Annotated in this window: 14 protein-coding genes; 5 read left to right on the top strand and 9 right to left on the bottom strand. The window is 56.3% G+C overall.

What is annotated here, in order from left to right:
- Together nirB and glp are read right to left on the bottom strand one after the other, a co-directional pair.
- Complete coding sequence (nirB, locus tag AB1S56_RS04070; RefSeq protein ID WP_340870733.1) at positions 1 to 2,118, bottom strand: nitrite reductase large subunit NirB; 2,118 nt, start codon at positions 2,116 to 2,118, stop codon at positions 1 to 3.
- 18 nt (positions 2,119 to 2,136) lie between these two features.
- Positions 2,137 to 3,405 (bottom strand): gephyrin-like molybdotransferase Glp, encoded by a 1,269-nt coding sequence (gene glp / locus AB1S56_RS04065; RefSeq protein WP_340870734.1) that lies wholly within the window; start codon positions 3,403 to 3,405, stop codon positions 2,137 to 2,139.
- A 401-nt stretch (positions 3,406 to 3,806) separates the two neighbouring features.
- Here glp and AB1S56_RS04060 point away from each other — a divergent pair, with 401 nt between their 5' ends.
- Positions 3,807 to 5,045: a nitrate/nitrite transporter gene (locus AB1S56_RS04060; RefSeq protein ID WP_340870735.1), complete on the top strand. Its 1,239-nt coding sequence runs from the start codon at positions 3,807 to 3,809 to the stop codon at positions 5,043 to 5,045.
- Between the two features lie 80 nt (positions 5,046 to 5,125).
- On the top strand, positions 5,126 to 5,731 hold the full coding sequence (locus AB1S56_RS04055) for a hypothetical protein (RefSeq protein WP_340870736.1): 606 nt from the start codon (positions 5,126 to 5,128) through the stop codon (positions 5,729 to 5,731).
- Between the two features lie 79 nt (positions 5,732 to 5,810).
- Here the strand turns inward: AB1S56_RS04055 and AB1S56_RS04050 are convergent, their stop codons facing one another.
- The 5 genes from AB1S56_RS04050 to AB1S56_RS04030 all read right to left on the bottom strand — a co-directional run bounded on the left by AB1S56_RS04050 (position 5,811) and on the right by AB1S56_RS04030 (position 9,571).
- A complete protein-coding gene (locus AB1S56_RS04050; protein ID WP_340870737.1) occupies positions 5,811 to 6,146 on the bottom strand; it encodes a DUF2512 family protein in 336 nt (111 codons plus the stop codon).
- A 19-nt stretch (positions 6,147 to 6,165) separates the two neighbouring features.
- Complete coding sequence (locus AB1S56_RS04045; RefSeq protein WP_340870738.1) at positions 6,166 to 7,005, bottom strand: manganese catalase family protein; 840 nt, start codon at positions 7,003 to 7,005, stop codon at positions 6,166 to 6,168.
- 106 nt (positions 7,006 to 7,111) lie between these two features.
- On the bottom strand, positions 7,112 to 7,783 hold the full coding sequence (msrA, locus tag AB1S56_RS04040) for a peptide-methionine (S)-S-oxide reductase MsrA (protein ID WP_340870740.1): 672 nt from the start codon (positions 7,781 to 7,783) through the stop codon (positions 7,112 to 7,114).
- 125 nt (positions 7,784 to 7,908) lie between these two features.
- Positions 7,909 to 9,036, bottom strand: coding sequence for a slipin family protein (locus AB1S56_RS04035; RefSeq protein ID WP_340870741.1), 1,128 nt, complete (start codon positions 9,034 to 9,036; stop codon positions 7,909 to 7,911).
- 409 nt (positions 9,037 to 9,445) lie between these two features.
- Complete coding sequence (locus tag AB1S56_RS04030; protein ID WP_340870742.1) at positions 9,446 to 9,571, bottom strand: hypothetical protein; 126 nt, start codon at positions 9,569 to 9,571, stop codon at positions 9,446 to 9,448.
- A gap of 162 nt (positions 9,572 to 9,733) precedes the next feature.
- On the opposite strand from AB1S56_RS04030, the gene AB1S56_RS04025 reads away from it, so the two are divergent.
- Together AB1S56_RS04025 and AB1S56_RS04020 are read left to right on the top strand one after the other, a co-directional pair.
- A complete protein-coding gene (locus AB1S56_RS04025) occupies positions 9,734 to 10,003 on the top strand; it encodes an autorepressor SdpR family transcription factor (RefSeq protein WP_340870743.1) in 270 nt (89 codons plus the stop codon).
- A gap of 5 nt (positions 10,004 to 10,008) precedes the next feature.
- Positions 10,009 to 10,620, top strand: coding sequence for a DUF1648 domain-containing protein (locus AB1S56_RS04020; RefSeq protein ID WP_340870744.1), 612 nt, complete (start codon positions 10,009 to 10,011; stop codon positions 10,618 to 10,620).
- 118 nt (positions 10,621 to 10,738) lie between these two features.
- Here AB1S56_RS04020 and AB1S56_RS04015 read toward each other — a convergent pair whose 3' ends face one another.
- Positions 10,739 to 12,385, bottom strand: coding sequence for a GMC family oxidoreductase (locus AB1S56_RS04015; protein WP_340870745.1), 1,647 nt, complete (start codon positions 12,383 to 12,385; stop codon positions 10,739 to 10,741).
- A gap of 129 nt (positions 12,386 to 12,514) precedes the next feature.
- Here AB1S56_RS04015 and AB1S56_RS04010 point away from each other — a divergent pair, with 129 nt between their 5' ends.
- Positions 12,515 to 13,306 carry a ThuA domain-containing protein gene (locus AB1S56_RS04010; RefSeq protein WP_340870746.1) on the top strand — a complete coding sequence of 264 codons (792 nt, stop codon included), beginning with the start codon at positions 12,515 to 12,517 and terminating at the stop codon, positions 13,304 to 13,306.
- Between the two features lie 374 nt (positions 13,307 to 13,680).
- Here AB1S56_RS04010 and AB1S56_RS04005 read toward each other — a convergent pair whose 3' ends face one another.
- Positions 13,681 to 16,773, bottom strand: a complete 3,093-nt coding sequence (locus tag AB1S56_RS04005) for a glycoside hydrolase family 2 TIM barrel-domain containing protein (protein WP_340870747.1) — start codon at positions 16,771 to 16,773, stop codon at positions 13,681 to 13,683.
- Positions 16,774 to 16,793 lie beyond the last annotated feature (20 nt).

Here is a 16,793-nt window from a genome sequence, read left to right as displayed (position 1 = left end):
TCATGCCAAAGCTTCTTGCTCCACCGTGTGGAACGAAGCAAACAGCGACATCCGATAATCACTGTCGTACAGCGTTTCCCGAAGCTCCACCAAGCCTTCTCTCTCTACCCACTTCCACAGCGGCTCCTGGAATTCCGCATTCTCTCTATAAAGCTGCAGGCACGCCGCTGCCAGCTCCAGCGCTTCGCCGTAGGCCTCCGTCAAGCCCAGCAGCTGCCCTTGCTTCACCGGATTCTCCGCATGTCCCGCGATAAAAATCTGCCATCCCGCCGGAGTAGCCGTGATGCCAATATCGTGCACAAGCACGCCCGCGGCTTGATGCAGGCCTGAAGCAACAACCGCTTTGAGCTTGGTCGGGAACGCAAGCTTGCGACTAAGCCCGCTCAGCTCGCCTCCCATTGCGCGGGCAGAATAAGGACGCAGCAGCTTGTCGTCTCCTTCGTCTGCGACAGTAACGGATAAGCCGATGTAGGCTTTGGCCCCCGGTTGGCCTTCCGCCGCTTGGGTGACGTCTCCGGTCTTGAGAGCAAGGTAATACTGGAGAGCCGGCACGCAGGTGTCGCATCCCGCCGGACGCTTCCAGCCGAGCGACGCCATAATCTGCGACACACTTCCGTATGTCCCCTGAACAATAGCTTCCTTCGCGCGTTCATGCGAGCAGTCCGTACACGCGCAGATCGGAGCGGCCGCGGCGGAATCCAGGCTGCCCTTCCGCTTGGCGTAGCTGACGATGGCCTCGACCATCGATTTGCAGCCGCCGCAGGAGCCGGACGCCTTGGTCTTCTCCTTCACCTGCTGCGCCGTGTCCAAGCCATCCTGGATCACGCAGCACATAATCGCGCCCTTGGAGACGGCATTGCACGCGCACACCGTTTCCTTATCCGGCATCGCCGCAATGCGCTCGTCTTGGCCTTCCGAACCTGACTGTGCTGCGGCTGCAGCCAACGCAGACACCGGGGCGTTCTCCTTCACAAGCTTAAGCAGCGCGTTCGACTCCGAGGTGTCGCCGTACAGAATCGCACCGCATACCGCACCGTCCATCATCGTTACTTTCTTGTAGGTGCCCTTCACCCCGTCGAAAATCTGCAGCGCCGTTCCCGCAACCTGCTCTTGAATTTCGCCCACCGAGAACATCTCCACGCCGGATACCTTCAGCTGCGCCGACGGGACAGAGCCCGTATACGGCTGGCACTCCTCATCAGGACGGCATAGCAGCTGCGCCAGTACCTTGCCCTGCTCGTAAAGCGGCGCAACCAGTCCGTACGCGATGCCGCGATGCTCCGCGCATTCGCCAACCGCATATATATCTGGCACGCTGGTTCGCATGTAATCATCTACGACAATCGCCCGATTGGTTCGGATGCCGCCGCTTTTGGCCAGCTCCACGTTTGGAATAATGCCAACCGCAACAATGACAAGATCCACGTCGATTGACGTCCCGCTGGCGAAGCGAATGCCCTTGGCGCGGCTTCGTCCTGTAATGCTCTCGGTATTCGCGTTCAGCCAGAATCGCATGCCCTGGGCCTCCAGCTCCTTGCGCAGCAGCTCCGCCGAGAGGTAATCCAGCTGGCGATTCATCAAGTAAGGCGCATTATGAATAACATCCGTCTCCATGCCGAGGTTCAACAGCCCGCGCGCCGCCTCAAGACCCAGCAAGCCGCCGCCGATTACGGCAGCCTTGCGGTATTTCTCCGCGTGCTCCATCATAATGCGGCAATCGTCCATATTCCGGAACGCGATCACGCCGGGCTTCTTCACGCCGTCAATCGGCGGTAGGAAGGGGGAGGAGCCTGTCGCCAGTATTAAAATATCGTATTCGACGCGAATGCCTGACTTCGTCTCTACCAGCTTTCTCGCGGAATCCAGCTTGACGACAGTCTCGCCCGTGTACAGCCGAATGCCGTTCTCATCATACCAAGACCAATCGTTAATCATAATTTCATCCATTGCCGAATTGCCCTGCAGCACCTTGGACAACAAGATGCGATTATAATTAGGCCTGGGCTCGCTGCCAAAAATCGTAATCTGGAACCGGTCTGGCTCCAGCTTCAATATCTCTTCAACGCAGCGAACGCCGGCCATGCCATTGCCAACTACAACCAATCTCGGTTTGTTCATCTATGCTCACATCCACTCTTACGATTTGCCTATCGTGAGGAAACGTACCTCCTGGCCTGAAGCGGCTCCGCCGCCTCCTGCCGGGATACAGACCAGCGCATTCGCTCTTGCGAACGCCGCTACGTTGCCGGACTTATCGTGATGAAGGGGTTCAACGACCCACTCCCTGTTATCGCGGTAAGCGAACGCCCTTGCGAATCTAGAATATGGGCATGGCTTCATTACCGCGTCAGATAATCTGCCATCCAACCATTCCGCGCCATATTCCGTTCTTCCCGACGCCTTAAGCACGGCCGAACGAACAAGCAGCTCAAGCCCCGTAAAGCAAGCGGAGGGATTACCTGACAGGCAGATCATGACTTTACCGTCAGCTGCATAAGCAGACGTCGGCGTCCCTGGACGCATCAGCACCTTGGTGAACAGCGGCTTGGCTCCTGTCTCCTCCGCCGCCCTTCTGACGTAATCGTAATCCCCTACTGACACGCCGCCAATTGTAATCACGGCATCTGCCTCCGCCAAGGCTCGCCTCATCTCCGCCTGAATCGCCAGCAAGCTGTCCGGCACCGGACTCCGCTGCAGCGGCACCGCGCCCAGCTCCAGCAGCCTCGCGCCCACCATAAACCCGTTGGCATCGTAGATGCCTCCACGCGCAAGCGGCTCGCCCGGCAGTATCAGCTCGTCGCCAATGGGAATAACCGCAATGACCGGCTTCCGGTATACGGGAATGGCGTGCACTCCTAATGAAGCCAGAATAGCTATTTCCTTGGCCCTTATGGCGGTCCCGCGATAGAGAACGGTTAACCCTTCGGGAATGTCTTCCCCTCGTTCAGCGATATGCTGGCCGCGGGCAGGCGGTCGGTCTACGCGGATACAGGGCTTGCCCCGGACACTTTTCGACACAGGCGCCATCTCTTGAATAATAATACAATCATAACCATCAGGGACAGGCGCCCCGGTAAAAATACGGACAGCACCATAGCTCTCTTCCCCTTGGAACGTTTGCTCTGAGCGGTCGCCCGATCGTACCTCTCCTATAATATCGAGGCGCACCGGCGCTTCCGGCGAGGCTCCCGAGACAGCAGACCAACGAACAGCGTAGCCGTCCATGGCAGATCTCCGGAATGGCGGCACCGAGATCGGGCTTTTAACATCGGCGGCCAGCACTCTTCCGCCAGCGTCCCAGATCGGCACCTCCTCGGCGGCCGGAGCTTCGATATGGTTAACCAGCAAGGAAACGGCCTTGGCGACAGAAGCATGTAACAAATCAGCTGCAAGCACAGCCGTCATATGGCCCCCTCCTTATTCCGATACTTAACATGGTATGGTGAAAATAAGCATGAAAAGCCCTTTCTCGAACATCGTTTCGAGAAAAGGCATCGTCGCCGTCGAGCACTGCACCCCATTGTGCCGCTCTCTTTATAAAATTAGAGTAGTGCATGAGTGTGATCGTGTCAATATTTATAACATAAAAAGATGGTGGAAATTTATGAAACTTATTGTGTAAGGTATATTGACATGATTCTTCCGTCATTCTATAATTCGTGTTGAGAGCACAACATCGTGCTCCACTATAACAAGGCGCACAAGGCTGTGAGCCACCGGCAACGAAGCCGCATTTTCCCCAATCACTTGGGTGAAATGCGGCTTTTATTGATACACTAGAAACAGTAGAAAAGGGAGAGATGGAGATGGACAGAAAAAGTTTTTGGCAAAGCGGTCACCGACCAACCTTATTGAGCTCGTTCCTGTATTTTGATATCAGCTTTATGATCTGGGTGCTGATTGGACCTCTTGCCGTTATTATTGCGCAGGACTATCCGATGACTCCTGTGGAGAAGGCCAACCTGGTGGCGCTGCCGATTCTGGGCGGCTCGATTCTGCGCCTGGTGCTGGGCTACCTGACAGACTATATCGGTCCCAAAAGAACGGCGCAAATCGGCATGCTGGTTACCATTATCCCGCTTGTGATGGGCTGGCAATTCGTGCAATCGCTGGATCAGCTTTATATTGTAGCTTTGCTGCTCGGCGTCGCCGGCGCTTCCTTCGCCGCAGCTCTGCCGCTCGCCAGCCAGTGGTATTCCAAGGAGCATCAAGGCCTTGCGATGGGGATCGCCGGCGCAGGGAACAGCGGTACGGTTATTACGACGCTGTTCGCTAACCGTATTGCTCAGCATTTTGGCAGCTGGGAGGTCGTGTTCGGCCTGGCACTCATTCCGATCATCGCTGTTTTCATCTTTTTCACCATCTTCGCCAAAAACAGCCCGAATCGTCCCGCTCCAAGAACGCTTGCTCAATACGGCAATGCCTTCAAGCAGCGCGACACTTGGATCTTCTGTGCTTTCTACTGCGTCACCTTCGGCTTCTTCGTTGGCTTGTCCAACTATCTGACGATTTTCTTCAATACACAATATGGCCTGGAGCCCGTTCGCGCGGCGGACTTCACGACTACAGCCGTTATCGCGGGCAGCTTCTTCCGTCCGGTCGGCGGCTATCTGTCCGATAAGCTCGGCGGAACACGCATGCTCTTATTCCTGTACGGAGGAGCTGGCATTATGCTGGCGTCTGTGGCTTCCCTGCCGGCTCTGCCTGTTGTTATCACGCTGCTGTTCGTCGCCATGATGTGCCTTGGCATGGGCAACGGCGCCGTATTCCAGCTCGTGCCTCAACGCTTCGGCAGCGAGATCGGCCTGTTGACCGGCATCGTCGGCGCAGCCGGCGGTCTCGGCGGCTACGCTTTGCCGCTGGTGCTGGGCCGTCTGTACCAATCCACTGGCTCGTATACGCCAGGCTTCCTCGTGCTTAGCGCAGTTGCGCTTGCCGCGCTCGTGCTTCTGGCGGTTGCTCAACTCAGCTGGCGCAACAAGTGGCTGGACAAAGGCGGCAAGGCGCGCCTGGAGCCAGCCGCCGATACTGGCGTTCAGATCTAAGTTAAGTTCCGTGACCTCCCCCTTCTTCCCAGGCGTATGGTACACTTGGGGTATAAGAACTGGGGGAGGTCGTTTGTTGTATGAAGCAGGAATTACTTGCAATCATGAATAGCTTGGATGGCCGTGAGACCGTGTCTCCATTGCTGCCGAAGCGTATATGGGACGAGGCGCTTGATTCGCGAATCGCAGCTCTCACGCAGGATGGGTTCCCTGCGGAGACGACGGTTATTGCTTTGATGGCCGGACTTCATCTGCGGAACGACAGCCTGGACCGCTCACACGCATTCGCGCAGGAAATCGAGCATGACGCGACCGGCGCTTACTGGCACGGTATTATGCACCGTATGGAAGGCGATTTCTACAATTCGAAATATTGGTTCCGACAAGCAGGGCATCATCCTGCCATGAAGCTGACACAAACACGGGTGGCAGAGTGGCTTGGGGGCGCAGCGGCGCAACAAGCAATGAGTGCCGTCACGGATCCCGATGTAAGAGGAACGCTCTTATCCTTCCAATCCGAGAGTGGCTGGGAGCCTTCAGCGTTCGTCGACCTCATCGTCTGGCAGGAGCGCCACGCGTCGAACGAGCTTCGCCCTCTGCTGGAGAAGCTTCAAGACATTGAGCTCCGCTCCTTGTTCGAGCATACGCTTGCAGCGGCAAAGCCTTATTGGCCCGAAGCGCAATAAGGTGACACACAAAAAAAGGGCGTCCCCAGGTGCTTATGGCAGCCTGGCTGGACGCCCTTTGTTTGTTTTGCCCGTGGTGTTATACACGTATCTCCTCTTGAAACAGGAACCGATGCATAAGCCATTCCGCTAATCCTAGCGTGAGCGCGATCATAACCGTCTCTCCGAGCGACAGACTCCAATCATACAAGTAGGAGAGGAGGCCAAGATAACCCGCTGCAAGCACAACATCACACACCGTCGCGAATGCATTATTCGTAGCACGAAGGATGATCTGATCTCCAATGAGATAAGCCAGCACCACCAGGCCCGTGGCGACAACAACCGCGCTCCAATAGGATATTTCTGTGTAATAATAGAGATAGGTGGCCACAATCAAGCCGTTCACAAGGAATTTCAACAGAAACTTCAGCATGGAACGTCCTCCCTTATCCTTACTGGTTAGCTAAGACGGGCTCCATAGCCGGCGCGGAATGCACAAACGCAGGAGGAGCGGCCAGCTCTGGAGCGTCGCCCATTGCCTTAGGCTCTGCGACATATTCGAACTGGCCTTGGCCGTCCATCGATGCGCCGCTTGCCCAACGTCCCTGGCTGCTCTCCTGTCCCTTGGAGAAATCCATAAATTTGTATGATACGTCCTGACGCTCCAGATGCTGTGGGAACGAAGACGGAACAATCGGCTTCTGATTCTGCTCGATTTCCTCGATCGCCGCCATCCATTGATTCTGATGCATCGTATCCCTCGCAATCAGGAAGGATAACATATCTCTTACACCGCGATCCGTCGTCTGCTCGTATAATCGAACAACCTGCAGACGCCCTTGGGATTCCGCATTCAGATTCGCGCGGAAATCGGCAAGCAAATTGCCGCTTGCAATCATATAACGCGCGCTCCAAGGATAACCTACGCTGTCAGCAGGCATTGCGCCTAAGCCGGATACAATCACATGCTGCGGGTTCATGCCCCCCAGCACCGCATGGATGACGGGATCCTGGGCTGCCTTCTCCAGTTGGTCGACGGGAGCTCCCTCAAGAAGTCTTGCGATCATGGTCGCGAGCATTTCCACATGACCAATCTCCTCTGTGCCGATGTCCAGAAGCATGTCTTTATATTTCGCCTCCGCACGGCAGTTCCAGCCTTGGAACAGGTATTGCATCATTACACTGATCTCGCCGAACTGACCGCCCAGCACCTCTTGCAGCTTTTTCGCGTATAACGCGTCGGGCTTATCCGGCTTCGTATGGTACTGCGTTTCCTTGATGTGAAAAAACATATGGAACCGACCTCCTGTCATGGTATGGGACAGAAGGTAATTTCCCCTGGGACTGTTTCTTTTATGCTATATTAACCACTTCATTGCGCAAGTCGGCACTTGGCGTTCACCACTTGATTCGAGAGATTCCTTCCAGAATAGCGGAGCGCTCCTCCTCGTTCATCGGCCAGCCCGCGACTTCCCGTTTAATTCGCTCCATGTTGGCGTATCCCTTGGCCAGCCCGTTCAATCGCGCGGCAAGCGTGGCCCCGTTCAGTGCCGCTTCGTTCCCGTACCAGACGAGCAGCATGTCCATGGCACGGGGGAATCGCTTCAAATAATATTTCTGATGGCGCTCCTCCGCGGGGTAAAACGCCTCCAGCAAAGCTATTTCCGTATCCGGCCGCTCCAGTCCTCGACTCATTCGAAACTCAAGCACACTCTCGATGTCAGCTCGCTGCGCGTCGTCTTCGTAGAAGAACAGCGATTGATATTGCCTGCCCTTGTAATCATTGATGTTCGCAGGCTTATGGCTATCCCAGAAGAGGCTGGCAATCTGCGGAAGAGTCAGCAGACCCGGATCATATACAATTTGCACGGTCTCCGTATGATCGCCCATCTCGCGGTAGGTCGGACTCTCCGCTTGGCCACCCGCATAGCCCACTCGCGTGCGGATCACGCCGGGCAGCTGGCCGAACAACGCCTCTGGGCTCCAGAAGCAGCCCATTCCGAAGGTTGCCGTGCGCGCTTCATTGAATTGGGGCTGATAGGCCACGGAATGGATAGCCTCATCATTCATGCCTATTCCTCCTCGTATCGTAATTTGCTCACAGTGTAACACATCTTATCTAGCGCACCTACTCTGGATAAGGGTACCGCCTCTGGGCAGAAAAAAAGAAACGGGCCGCCAAGCCTGCCCGTTCCTTATGATTTGCCTTGTTCAGCTTTTGCGCCTAAGAAAGAATTCAACTGCTCCAACATATTACCGCCGCCTGTCAGGGATATGCTGCCGATCCTGTCGCAAATCTTCTCAAGAAACTCCAGCTCCTTGAGCCGGTACAGCGTGCCGTTCTCCTCCATCAGCTTCGCCGTGTTCAGCAAGCTCCGGGTCGAAGCAGTCTCCTCTCGGCGCGTGATAAGATTAGCCTGGGCCTTCTTCTCCGCTAGCAGTACCGTATTGAGTATGTCACGCACCTCGCCCGGCAGAATAATATCCTTGACACCTGCGGACAGGAACTCAACGCCGAACGTTTCGTTTTTCTCGCTGAGTTTCTCAAGTACATACGTCCCAACCCCCTGCTTCACGCGCAGCAAATCGTCCAGCCTTAGCGTGCCCACATATTCGCGCAGAATAAGCTGCAGCATGATGTATACCTGCTCCTCAAAGCCTCTGATTTCAAGTGACTTTAGGGGATCCGTTATTCGGTATTGGCAGACAAAGTTCAACCGCAGCGTAACCTTATCCTCGGTCATCATCTCCTGACCCGTCATATCAAGTTGCTGACGTCGCAGGTCGACAATCTTCACCTGCACACTGACTGGTCCTTTCCAAAAATAATATTTGCCCGGCTCCAGCTCTCTCTGAAACACGTTGTTGAAGAAAAGCAATCCCCGCTCGTAGCTTGCGATTTCCGTCATCGTACAGTAGGCCATAAGCTTAGGCTGCACCGATGCGCCGATCTCCTTCGATAGCTCAGGCTCACGAATGTCAGCAAGCTTGAAGGTGTGCCGCTTCAGCGTGTTCCAGAACGCATAAGCCCCTGGAGTCAGCAGCGAAATGAATCGCCCGTCTTCGTAATGGAGCGCATATTCATGATCCTCCACATCCACGACACTAAGCTCATTTAGCAGTTCGGTATCATGCCGAAAGACGCTGAGGTCCTTGCCCTTCACCACGAACGGCTTGGCTGTATCCATTACAATAACATCTCGTCCCGACCAAACTGCCAGTCGATATACCCCCGGGCGAAGCAGCTTGACATAGCTGCCCTTCTCAAATAACAGGCCACGCTCATCGTTTTTGATGATAACGGTCTTGAATAACCTTTTCATTATCTGTACCCACCTCATTTTCATGTTTGATTGATCATTCGCCGGGAATGGTCCCTCCGAGCTTGAGCGGAATCGACTGATAAGAAGCGTCATCCGGCAGGGCAGAGAAGTCCCGAACAAGGTGAGTCGGGGCCGCTTTCATCCCGCTCTATCTTGTTCCTCCCGTCTCCTTGCCAGGCCGGCCTCTCACATTTCCCAGAGCCGCCGATTGCAGAGCCCGCCCGCAGCGGCGGAATGCCTGACTAGGCAAAGGCTCCGACTCGGCATGCCGGTAGACGCGCATACTTAAGTCAAGCCAGCCCCAGTGACATCTCCACCTGGCCGTTCCCGCGAAGATCACAATAGGATAGTTGCTCGATCCCACATCGAGTGCTCTGTAACGAGCGTTCGCTTCAAAGGCGATTGACTACTACATTGTCGGATTAACGCCCTGCAGCATGCCCAGCATACCGGAGCATACTTGCCCGGCACTGCGGAACAGTTCGGATGTTCGCGCCAAGGAGCCCTGCAGCAAGCGATTAACCTTCTTCATCATGCCAGAACATACCAAGATGGAACATGGCGAAAGTATTACAATGAATTTTTTTTTGCGCGATACAGATCCCCCTGTTGACAAGAGACACCTCAGGGATTAGAATATTAATTAATTAGAAAAATATCTAAATAACTAAATGTTGAAAGGAGCATACCCTACGCCATGTCCATTAACGAAGCCTTCAAAGCGCTGGCTGATCCGACACGGCGCAAAATTCTAGACCTGCTCAAGCAATCTGACCTGACTGCCGGCGAGATCGCTGATCACTTCGAGATGACAAAGCCCAGCATCTCCAACCACCTTAATATTCTGAAGCAGGCTGAGCTGGTCTGGGTTCAGCGCCAAGGGCAAACTATGCTTTATTCCCTGAATCTAACGGTATTCCAGGACGTCATGAAATGGATGATGGATCTCCAACAATCGAAAGGATGATGAACATGAATAAATGGATAATTCCCCTCTTCTCCGCCTTCGCCGCATTGCTCGCCAGCCTACTTGTATACGATAGCTTGCCAGCGGACATGGCCGTTCACTTCAGCGCCGCCAATGAGCCGGACAATTATATGAGGAAGTCGTTCGGCGCGTTCCTCAGCCCTGTATTGATCGTGTTTGTCGCATGGACCGTCTTATTCACTGCCCGCTTTGAGAAGGATGAGAACAAACGAGCGAAGGCTGAAGCTGCGATGCCGACCGTCGCTGCCGCTGTATCGCTCTTGCTGCTTGCCATTCATGGCGCGATTCTGGCCTTCAACTTAGGCTATGACATCAGTCCATTCACGGTGGCCGCATTTGCTGTCGGCGGCGTGTTCCTCATCATCGGCAATCTGCTTCCGCGCATGCCGCAGGGGTCGACACAATGGCCGAGGCTGTCCGATGCCTCGCAGCGCAAATTTGCCCGCTTCCAAGGCAGACTGATGGTTGTCACAGGATTTCTGCTCATCGTTACGGCATTCCTGCCAAAGGCTTACGTTCCGATCATTGTTTTATCGCTGATCGCTTGCTTCGCATTGATCACGATTGCCGCTCTAGTGGGCCTATCCCGCCGTTAACGTTGAGGTTGACGTTGGCAACGAAACAGCCGCCCTTGCAGCTCCAATGGGATGCTTGCAAGGGCGGCTGTGCGCTGCAACTATAAATGAGAAGCCTTCGAAAACATTGCGCCACAACCTACATACATGATGACTCTGGTGAAAAGGCGATATAGTCGGCCGTCCGCATAGCCATAGCGGCTGCTGTAACGGAGGGATTGCTGGCACCCAGCGACGGCAGCACACTGTTGCCCGCCGCGAACAAGCCCGGCACTCCGTGAATTTGCCCATACGGATTAGTTGCCGACGTAGCGGGATCATAGCCCATACGCAAGGTCCCATGCTCATGAAAGTCCGCCCCTGGAGGCAGCACGCATAGCTCGGGCACGCCGTCAGGTCCGGCCAGGACCATGCCGGACGCCTCCGCTATACGCGGCATATCCGCCTTGATCCGCTCAATGATCGCCAAATCGCGTGGACTGTAAGCGAAGCTTACGCCAATCTGAGGCACACCGTATGGGTCCAGGCGTGAGGGATCCAGATACACATAATTTTCATAACGGGACTGAACGGGACCGAAGCCGCCAAAGAAATTAAGCGCCCACTCGCTTTGGTCGGGCTTGGGACGGTCATGATACCAATAATATAAGCTCGGGCCTTGAAGCTGCACCTGATATGGCTTCGATGGTGTCGGGGGCACCAGCACCGCAAGCACGCCGCCCACCTCTGGAAAGCCCGTTGTGTTCAGTATGGCATTTCCCACCACGAAGGAATGATTCGCCAGATAATGGCCGATCGCCCGGCCCTGAATACCGGAATACAGCAGCAGCCGAGGCGCCTGCAGGGCGCTCGTCGCAACAATTACCCTTTTGGCACGAAGCGTATGCGCTCTTCCGACCGGTCCGTACGCCTCCGCTCCAATCGCGCGCCCCCCGCTTAACAGAATTCGAGTGGCGTAGGCGCCAACGGCCAGATCAAAGCCAGTATCCATATTCAGCGCGGATGCGATGAAGTCGATGGAGCTGAAGGCCGGACTTGAGCGGATATCTCCGAAGGCGGTAGGCGTTGTATCCACGGCCATCGGGGTGGCAGCAGCCCCCGTATAGCCGCGCGACCATAGCCGATTCAGCACAATACGCGTAACGGTGGAGTTCTTGGTGTAATCCGTCGATATGCCCATCGCCTCTTCCGCAATATTGTAATAGAGCTCCATCTCCTGCTTGGCAACCGGCCACCCCTCCAGCTCCCAATCGGGGATACGCGGGCTTACAGTACCCCAAAACTGCGTTCGGCCGCCAAGTGAATACACCTCGCGAGCTCCCGCAAATTGCGGCAGCGTTCGGCCAATTGGGAACGACACGGAGGGATTCACGAACAGTCTGGCCGCCCGCTCCTCGCTTAAGGTTGGCACATTCCAGCTATGCGTCTGCAGGAGCAAGCCGCCCCGCTCTATGACGCCGATCCTTCTGCCGCTGCCAGCCCATTGCATACAGAGTCGCCACAGGGCCGCACCACCACCCATTCCCGAGCCGATTATTAGCGCATCGTATTCCGTTTGGGCCATATCATCCAGCGACGTTAGCGGCACCCATGCGTTCAAATAAGGAGCCGGATCCGTTGGCGGACACGCAAAAGCGCCAGCAGAGCCAGTAATGGCAGTGGCCGTGCCCGGCACCTGATAGCTGTCATCCGGTCGATGGAACCAACTGTCCCCTTGGTGCCCGGTGTTATTTGGCAGGGATGCCCCTTCACATGCCGCTCCCCTTCTCGCCGCGTGATCCTCCATCGCACTGACCCCACCCTTCGCCTATAACATTTTAACATCATATGTATGTTCGCCGCGTAGCTTTCAACCCTCACAATCGCTGGGCAACAGCATAAGATACAGCATCAGACAACGGGAGAATGAGCTAACATGATTAGAGCTATTATCGGCACCAGAGCTTACCAGGAGGCGCGGCCGATCCGGGTGACTATCTGGAATGAGTTTGTCGCGGAGAAAACAAAGCCTGAAGTCGCGGCCGTCTATCCCCTCGGGATTCACCGCGCGCTTGAGGAGGGGCTTGCGCCCTACGGGTTTCACATTCGAATCGCTACATTGGAGGAGCTGCAGCATGGCTTGACCGAGGAGGCGCTGGACCAGACCGATGTGCTGATCTGGTGGGGCCATGACGCGCATGAGCAGGTGAGCGACGAGGTGGTGGAGCGGGCGTACCGACGGGTGCTGAACGGCATGGGGCTGATTGTGCTGCACTCCGGGCATTTCTCCAAGCTGTTCCGCAAGCTGATGGGAACCACCTGCGATCTGAAGTGGCGCGAGGCGAATGAACGGGAGCGGCTGTGGGTCGTCGATCCCGCGCATCCCATCACGGCAGGGCTTGGCGAGTTCATCGAGCTGACGGAGGAGGAGATGTATGGAGAGTTTTTCGACATCCCCGCTCCCGACGAGCTGGTATACATCGGCTGGTTCCAGGGCGGCGAGGTGTTCCGGAGCGGCTGCTGCTTCTACAGGCGTCTGGGCAAAATTTTTTATTTTCAGCCCGGCCATGAGACGCATCCAACCTACTATAACAACGAAATTCGGCGCGTAATCGCCAACGCGGTACGCTGGGCCGCCACCCCTCATGGCGCTGCGCCAACATTCGGGCACACCGCCGCGCTTGAGCCGCTCCCACACACTCCAAACCATCCGCCCATTGGCGAATAGACGTTTCTGGCACGTCTATTTGCTCCAAAACACACACTCCAGCTCATTTAGACGTTCCTGGCACGTCTATTTGCCCACAAACACCCGCCCCGGCTCATTTAGACGTTTCTGGCACGTCTATTTACTCCAAAACACATACTCCAGCTCATTTAGACGTTCCTGGCACGTCTATTTGCCCACAAACACCCGCCCCAGCACATTTATACGTTCCTGGCACGTCTATTCGCTCGCTACCACCCGCCCCAACACATTTAGACGTTTCTGGCACGTCTATTTCCTCACACCACCCGCCCCGGCTCCCGACAACAAAGAAACTGCCCCGGCAGCAACGCCGGAGGCAGTTTCATTGTTGTTCTTTGTTCATATATGGCGCGCTAAAGTCCCAGCCCCTTCAGGCGGAACGCGAAGGTGGTGGAGCGGCTGGCATACAGCGTATATTCCTTATGCGTGCGGGCTCCCCAGCTGTCATCCCCGCCGACGCCCATCTGCTTGTAGTTGATGCGAAGCACGGTCTTGTCGGACGCCGGAAGCTTGTAGGCATGATCATGAGCCTCCAGCTCAGACGGCGTGTACGGCAGCGCGTTCACGTCGAAGGAGCTGTCTGCCGTAATCCGCAAGCCCTGGCCCTCAGCGTTCGCCAGCTCGGCCCAGCGTACCTCCGTCTTGTTGCCGCATTCCTGCGGCCTCAGATACGGAACGAGCTGCTCCGCGACATTCCCGCTGAATATCCCCAGTTTGGCGCCCTCCTGACGGTCCCAATAGGACTCGTGCGGGCCTTTGCCATACCACGTCAGCCGATCGAACGAGGCGTCCAGCTCCAGCATGACGCCGATCTCCGGAATTTCCGGCAGTCCGCCGGCAGGCGCAAGATCTTGCCGCACCTCGATCTCGCCATCGGCGAAAAGCGTATACGCTAGCGCGCAGGCAGAACCGCCCGCTTCAGGCAGCGAGTATGCCGCTCGCACATGGACGCGGTCCGGCTCCGCCAGCCACTCCATGCCGAGCAGCTTGCGGCCTGCACCCGCCTCGCGCCACGGCGCGCAGCGCTCGTCGTGCTTGCTGCCGCGATCGTTATCCGTCACCGCGCGCCAGAAATTAGGCGCTGCCGGCTGCTTCAGCAGCTCGGAGCCGTTAACGGTATAGGAGATGAAATCTCCTGTGTCGAGGGCGAAAGCCGCTGTGAACGCCTCGCCCTTCACCACAAGCTTGCCGTCCTCCTGAGCGGCAGATACCCCGCCGCCCGCTGCGGCCCGAAGCCCGCCCCCAAGGAACGGCGTCCGGACGAATTGCTGGAATGCCAGCTCATGGCCCGCCGCAGCCCAGGTCGTCTCCTGCGCCAGCACAACCGACAGCGTCAGCACATATTCATCCCGCCAGTCGGCGCCAGCCAGCTCCACGGCCTCCTGCGGCAGCTCGATGAGCTTCGCTTCGCCCGGAGCAAGCGACGTCCCGAACGAGCCGCTGCTGACAGGCTTCCCGTTGCGCAGGAGCTCCCAAGCCAGACGGAACTCGTCCAGATCCGTGAAGCAGAAGCGGTTCTCTATCCGCACAGTTCCGGCCCCCCAGTCCAGCCCCTCCAGCAGCACGTTCTGATACACCTTCTTCGTCTCCAGCAGCTTCGGCGAGATGGAGCGATCCGCGAACACCAGCCCGTTGCCCGAGAATGTGCCGTCATGCGGAGATTCGCCAAAGTCGCCGCCATACGCCAAATATTCGATGCCGTCGCTTGTTGTTGTACGGAGCGCCTGATCCACCCAATCCCAGATGAAGCCGCCTTGAAGCACGGGATAGCGATAGAACAACTCCCAGTATTTATGCAGCCCCCCACAGGAATTGCCCATCGCATGGCTGTATTCGCAGATGATAAACGGCTTCGGCGGGTTGTTCTTGGCATATTGCTCAATCGTCTCCACAGTTGAGTACATATGGCTTTCAATATCCGTCGCGGCTTCCGACGCCCGATAGTGGAACGTGCCCTCATAATGAACGGGACGCGTCCCGTCCAGACGATGCAGAAGCTCGTGCATCTTCAGGAAGTTGTCTCCGCCGAAGGACTCGTTACCCAGCGACCAGATAACGATGGAGGGATGATTCTTATCGCGCTGGAACATGGAATGGCAGCGATCCAGCACGTTGTCCGTCCACTCCGGACGACTGCCGGGAATCGTCTCTCCCAGCTCCTTCTGGGCGTAGGTCCAAGTGCCATGCGTCTCCAGGTTCGTCTCGTCGATAACATACAGGCCGTATTCGTCGCACAGCTCATACCAAGCCGTCTGATTGGGATAGTGGGAGGTGCGGACCGCATTCACGTTATGCCGCTTCATAAGCAGGATATCCTGCAGCATCTCCTCGCGCCCCAGCGCCCTGCCTTGATGGCTGGAAAACTCATGGCGATTGACGCCCTTGAATTTCACCGCCTGCCCGTTCACAAACAGCAGATTCCCCTTAATCTCGACCTTGCGGAAGCCTACTCGGGTACGAAGCGTGTCCACCCGCTCTCCGCTTGCGTCGAACACGTTCAGCTCCAGCCTATACAGATTAGGCTTCTCCGCGCTCCATTTCAACGGATTCTGCACATGAACAGCTCCGCTCATCGACACGCGTTCTTCTTCGCCGAGCTCGCCCTGCACCACCAGCTTATCCGTTAGCGCGGGCTGGCCGTCCGAGCTGTACAGCATCCCCTCGACGCGGCACACCCCACGGCTCTCACCGGCATAATTCAGCAGCGTAAGGTCCAGCTGGAGCTCCGCATCACGGCCAGACTCGTCCAGCTCGGTACGGACAAAATAATCATACAGATGAACCGTCGGCACCGAATACAGATAGACATCACGGAATATGCCGCTTAGCCGCCAGAAATCCTGATCCTCCAGCCAGCTTGCATCGCACCAGCGGTACACCTCCACCGCCAGCTTGTTGGCCCCCTCAACCAAATAAGGAGAGATGTCGAACTCGGCCGGCGTGAACGTATCCTCGCTATAGCCGACCAAATCCCCATTCACCCATACGTAGAAGGCGGACTCCACGCCCTGGAAGCTGAGGAATACAGGCTGGCCGTCCCATGCCTTGGGCACAGTGAACTCCCGCGTATAGGAGACGACGGGATTATAATTCGTTGGCGCGAAGGGCGCCTTAATATCGTCATGCTCTATCCATGGATAGCGCACATTGACGTATTGCGGATAATCATAGCCCTGCAGCTGCCAGTGGCCCGGAACTGCAATCTCCGCCCAAGCCGAGGTGTCGTAATCCAATTGGTAAAAGGATGTGTTCCGCTTGTCCGGCGACTCCGCGAACGAAAACCTCCATTGCCCGTTAAGGGAAAGCGTACGCTCAGCGCCATAAGCGCGAGCTGCATGCGCTTCCATACGGTTAAGCGCAAAAATGTCAGGATTATTATTCCACTCCGGATAACCGTTAGCGGGCGGCGTATAGATGAATTTCGGCTTGCTCTTCAGAGTTTTCACTTGCTTCCCATCCCCAATCC

Source organism: Paenibacillus sp. PL2-23, assembly GCF_040834005.1.
GTDB lineage: Bacteria > Bacillota > Bacilli > Paenibacillales > Paenibacillaceae > Pristimantibacillus.
This window is presented reverse-complemented; position numbering and strand designations above follow the sequence as displayed.

Coding starts and splice junctions, on each gene's coding strand:
- AB1S56_RS04010 (WP_340870746.1), top strand. CDS start 12,515: ATGATTAGAGCTATTATCGGCACCAGAGCTTACCAGGAGGCGCGGCCG.
- AB1S56_RS04045 (WP_340870738.1), bottom strand. CDS start 7,005: ATGTTTTTTCACATCAAGGAAACGCAGTACCATACGAAGCCGGATAAG.
- AB1S56_RS04055 (WP_340870736.1), top strand. CDS start 5,126: ATGAAGCAGGAATTACTTGCAATCATGAATAGCTTGGATGGCCGTGAG.
- glp (WP_340870734.1), bottom strand. CDS start 3,405: ATGACGGCTGTGCTTGCAGCTGATTTGTTACATGCTTCTGTCGCCAAG.
- msrA (WP_340870740.1), bottom strand. CDS start 7,783: ATGAATGATGAGGCTATCCATTCCGTGGCCTATCAGCCCCAATTCAAT.
- AB1S56_RS04060 (WP_340870735.1), top strand. CDS start 3,807: ATGGACAGAAAAAGTTTTTGGCAAAGCGGTCACCGACCAACCTTATTG.
- AB1S56_RS04035 (WP_340870741.1), bottom strand. CDS start 9,036: ATGAAAAGGTTATTCAAGACCGTTATCATCAAAAACGATGAGCGTGGC.
- AB1S56_RS04015 (WP_340870745.1), bottom strand. CDS start 12,385: ATGGAGGATCACGCGGCGAGAAGGGGAGCGGCATGTGAAGGGGCATCC.
- AB1S56_RS04030 (WP_340870742.1), bottom strand. CDS start 9,571: ATGATGAAGAAGGTTAATCGCTTGCTGCAGGGCTCCTTGGCGCGAACA.
- AB1S56_RS04025 (WP_340870743.1), top strand. CDS start 9,734: ATGTCCATTAACGAAGCCTTCAAAGCGCTGGCTGATCCGACACGGCGC.
- AB1S56_RS04050 (WP_340870737.1), bottom strand. CDS start 6,146: ATGCTGAAGTTTCTGTTGAAATTCCTTGTGAACGGCTTGATTGTGGCC.
- AB1S56_RS04020 (WP_340870744.1), top strand. CDS start 10,009: ATGAATAAATGGATAATTCCCCTCTTCTCCGCCTTCGCCGCATTGCTC.
- nirB (WP_340870733.1), bottom strand. CDS start 2,118: ATGAACAAACCGAGATTGGTTGTAGTTGGCAATGGCATGGCCGGCGTT.